Genomic DNA, 3,693 nt, shown 5'->3' with positions numbered 1-3,693 from the left:
GTATTCACAGCGGTTTTGAAAACAGATACCCGGCGCTCCGCCACCACCGAACCTGCTTACAAGCCACCAAAACCACCGAAGCTCAGCTCATACGAAAAAAGTGCTCACGATAGTGCTTAAGCTCATTAATCGAATCGTGGATATCATCCATCGCCAGATGCGATGAAGTCTTCTTAACCCCCTCCAGCACATCCGGGCGCCAGCGGCGGGCGAGCTCTTTCACCGAGCTCACATCCAGATTGCGGTAGTGGAAGTAGCGCTCCAGTAACGGCATGTACTTCACCAGGAACCGGCGATCCTGGCCGATGGAGTTACCACACATGGGCGAGGCGCCCTCAGGCACCCACTGCTGCAGGAATTCGATCGTCTCGCGCTCTGCCTTGTGCTCACTGATCCGCGACTCCTTCACCCGTGTCACCAGCCCGGAACCGCCGTGCTGCTCGGTATTCCAGTCGTCCATCGCATTCAGCAACGCATCACTCTGGTGGATTGCCATCACCGGCCCCTCCGCCAGCACATTCAGGCGCGAATCCGTCACCACCGTCGCAATCTCGATGATGCGCTCCTTTTCCGGATTCAGGCCGGTCATTTCCAGATCGATCCAGATCAGATTATTCTGATCCACAGTAGACTCCTTAACAGCCGCTGGCGGCGATGACAGTTATACAGGCAATGGATAAACATGAGGATAGCGGGGAAGTTACCGCAATCCCCCACCGATGCAAGTTATAATCCGCCGCTTTCCACAGTGCGAACTCCCATGAGCAAACGCAAACTCAACCGCCGCCAGCAGTGGCGCATCGCCAAGATCCAGCAGGAACGGGAGGCCCGTGCGCGCAAGCGGGACGAGAGTTTTGAGCATGCGGAGGAAGAAGGCGACCTCGGCCCGGAACAGACCGGCCTGGTGATCGCCAATTACGGCAGCCAGGTACTGGTGGAAAGCGAGGCCGAGGGCGCCGCTCCCGCAGAGTTGCGACAACGCTGCCATATCCGCGCCAATATCGACACCCTGGTCACCGGTGACAAGGTCGCCTGGCGCCCCGCAACCGGCGAATCCACTGGCGGCCTGGGTGTGGTCGGTGCACGACTGCCGCGTCACTCGGAACTACAGCGACCGGATCGCTACGGCGACATGAAGACCGTGGCGGCAAATATCGACCGGATCCTCATTGTCATTGCCCCATACCCCGAGCCCTTCGCCAACGCCATCGACCGCTATCTGGTGGCAGCGGAGACCACCGGCATCCAGCCCCTGTTACTGCTGAACAAAATCGACCTGATTGACGACAGCAACCGCGAACAGCTCGAAGACCTGCTGCGCCCCTACCCCGACCTCGGATACCAGGTACTGCAGCTGTCCACCAAAACCGGTGAAGGTCTCGGCAATCTCCTGGAGACCCTCGCCCAGGGCACCAGTGTATTTGTCGGCCAGTCCGGTGTGGGCAAATCCTCCCTGATCAATGGCCTGTTACCGGGCACAGACGCCCGCACCGGTGCTCTTTCAGAAGCCACCGGCAAGGGCACACACACCACCACTGCCGCGGAACTGTTTCATCTGCCCAGCGGCGGCGATCTGATAGACTCCCCCGGCATCCGCGAGTTTGGCATCTGGCATATGAGCGAGCAGGAGCTGCTTGAAGGCTACGTGGAATTTCGCCCGTTCATCGGCTATTGCCGTTTCCGCGACTGCCGCCACCAGAGCGAACCCGGCTGCGCAATTCAGGAAGCACTGGAGCGCGGCGACATCAGCCAGCGACGCATGGACAGCTTCCTGCATCTGCGCAACAGCCTGGAAAACGAATAGAACACTTCGACAAGGAATCTCACGTGAGTGATGTACCCCTGATCCTGGAACCGGAACAACTGGCGCCGCTGCTCGAACACGAGGAAATACGGGTCGTCGACCTGAGCAGCCCGCAGAACTATCTCGCCGGCCATATCCCCGGCGCGATCGGCCTACCCTTCCAGGCCCTCATGGCTGGCACCCCACCCGCCGCCGGTAAACTGCCCTCAGAGGAACGTCTTACCGAAGTCTTCCGCGCAATCGGTCTCACCCCCGACACCCATATCGTCGCCTGCGACGACGAAGGTGGCGGCTGGGCAGGACGCCTGCTGTGGACCCTGGAAGTCATCGGCCACAAAAAATACAGCTATCTGAACGGCGGCATGCACGCGTGGAAAAATGCCGGCCTGCCGCTCTCCACAGAAAATGTCACCGTCACCCCCAGCGATATAGAAATCCAGATCGCCGACGACGCGCCGATACTCGACGCCGATCAGATCCAGCAGCGACTGAATCAGGGCAACCTGCAGATCTGGGACGCCCGCTCCCCCTCGGAGTACAGCGGCGAACGCGTGCTGGCAATGAAAGGCGGCCATATTCCCGGCGCGATCAATTGTGAGTGGACACAACTGATGGACCCACAGCGGGACCTGCGTATTCGCACCGATGCCAGGGAGTTCCTTGCCGCACTGGGTATCGATGGCAGCAAAGAAATCGCTACCCACTGCCAGAGCCACCACCGCTCGGCATTTACCTGGCTGGTTGGCAAGTCTCTCGGATTTCCGATCAAGGCCTATCCTGGCTCTTGGAGTGAGTGGGGAAACTTGCCGGACACACCGGTTGAAAATTGATTCTGAGAAATTCAGCACGCTAACAAAGTAAAGCACTTTGACGCGAATCCCCGGTGCCAGGCCGTCACGAAAATCCGCCAGAGCGCCGCGACAAACTGGCACCAAACCTCAATTAACGGGACCACAATACTTACATGCACCCGAAACTGTTTATCTTCCTGCAATACATCACTCCCCAGCACCTGCTCTCCCGCGCTGCCGGCTGGTTGGCAGAAACCCGTATTGGCGGAATCAAAAACCCCTTCACCAAATGGTTTGTAGAAAAATACAAAGTCGACATGAGTGAAGCCCTCGAAGAGGACTACACTGCATACACCTGCTTCAACGACTTCTTCACCCGCGCCCTCAAAGAAGACGCACGCCCCATCGTCGAAGGTGAAGGCACCGTCGCCGGCTGTGCTGACGGCGCCATCAGCCAGCTGGGTGAAATCCACAACGGCCGTATCTTACAGGCCAAGGGCCAGGACTACAGCCTGCTCGAACTGGTCGGTGGCGATCCCGAAGTCGCCGCACAGTTCACCGGCGGTAACTTCGCCACGGTCTACCTGTCGCCAAAAGACTACCACCGCGTACACATGCCCCTCGACGGCGTACTGCAGCGTATGATCTATGTGCCCGGTGAACTCTTTTCCGTTAACACCACCACCGCGGAGAACGTACCGCGCCTGTTCGCCCGCAACGAACGCCTCGTGTGTATCTTCGACACCGCCGCGGGCCCCATGGCCATGATCCTGGTCGGAGCCATGATCGTCGCCGCCATCGAAACCGTATGGGCAGGCCAGGTTGCACCAATCAAACGTCAGATTCGCACCACCCGCTACGACGAGCAGAAACCCATTGCGCTGAAAAAAGGCGAGGAAATGGGACGCTTCAAACTCGGTTCAACCGTGGTACTACTGTTCGGCGCTGACAAAGTGAAATGGGCAGAAGAACTCGCGGCGGAGACTCCGGTGAAAATGGGTGAGTATTTTGGAGATCTGATTTAAGTCTGTGGTCCCCTCCATCAGGTTCACTGGCGGTCGCGCTACCCGCTACGGGTTTGCGAGACACGCCGTGAAC

The 3,693-nt window shown here is 58.8% G+C and carries 4 protein-coding genes; 3 read left to right on the top strand and 1 reads right to left on the bottom strand.

Annotated features, from left to right (window positions below):
* Positions 1-82: 82 nt before the first annotated feature.
* The gene (gene orn / locus B4U49_RS00995) at positions 83-625 is read right to left on the bottom strand and encodes an oligoribonuclease (RefSeq protein ID WP_078082734.1); all 543 of its coding nucleotides are present in this window, start codon (positions 623-625) and stop codon (positions 83-85) included.
* A 135-nt stretch (positions 626-760) separates the two neighbouring features.
* Between orn and rsgA the strand changes: the two genes are divergently transcribed.
* From rsgA to asd, 3 genes are all read left to right on the top strand, one after another.
* Positions 761-1,804, top strand: a complete 1,044-nt coding sequence (gene rsgA, locus B4U49_RS00990) for a small ribosomal subunit biogenesis GTPase RsgA (protein WP_078082733.1) — start codon at positions 761-763, stop codon at positions 1,802-1,804.
* Positions 1,805-1,827: 23 nt separating this feature from the next.
* A complete protein-coding gene (locus B4U49_RS00985; protein WP_078082732.1) occupies positions 1,828-2,634 on the top strand; it encodes a sulfurtransferase in 807 nt (268 codons plus the stop codon).
* Between the two features lie 134 nt (positions 2,635-2,768).
* Complete coding sequence (asd, locus tag B4U49_RS00980; protein WP_078082731.1) at positions 2,769-3,620, top strand: archaetidylserine decarboxylase; 852 nt, start codon at positions 2,769-2,771, stop codon at positions 3,618-3,620.
* Positions 3,621-3,693 lie beyond the last annotated feature (73 nt).

The organism is Microbulbifer mangrovi, from assembly GCF_002009015.1.
GTDB lineage: Bacteria > Pseudomonadota > Gammaproteobacteria > Pseudomonadales > Cellvibrionaceae > Microbulbifer > Microbulbifer mangrovi.
The sequence above is the reverse complement of the archived record's forward strand: the minus strand, read 5'-3'. Positions and strand labels throughout refer to the sequence as shown.

Bases quoted from the DNA above. Each gene is read 5' to 3' on its own strand.
- rsgA (WP_078082733.1), top strand. From the start codon at position 761: ATGAGCAAACGCAAACTCAACCGCCGCCAGCAGTGGCGCATCGCCAAG.
- asd (WP_078082731.1), top strand. From the start codon at position 2,769: ATGCACCCGAAACTGTTTATCTTCCTGCAATACATCACTCCCCAGCAC.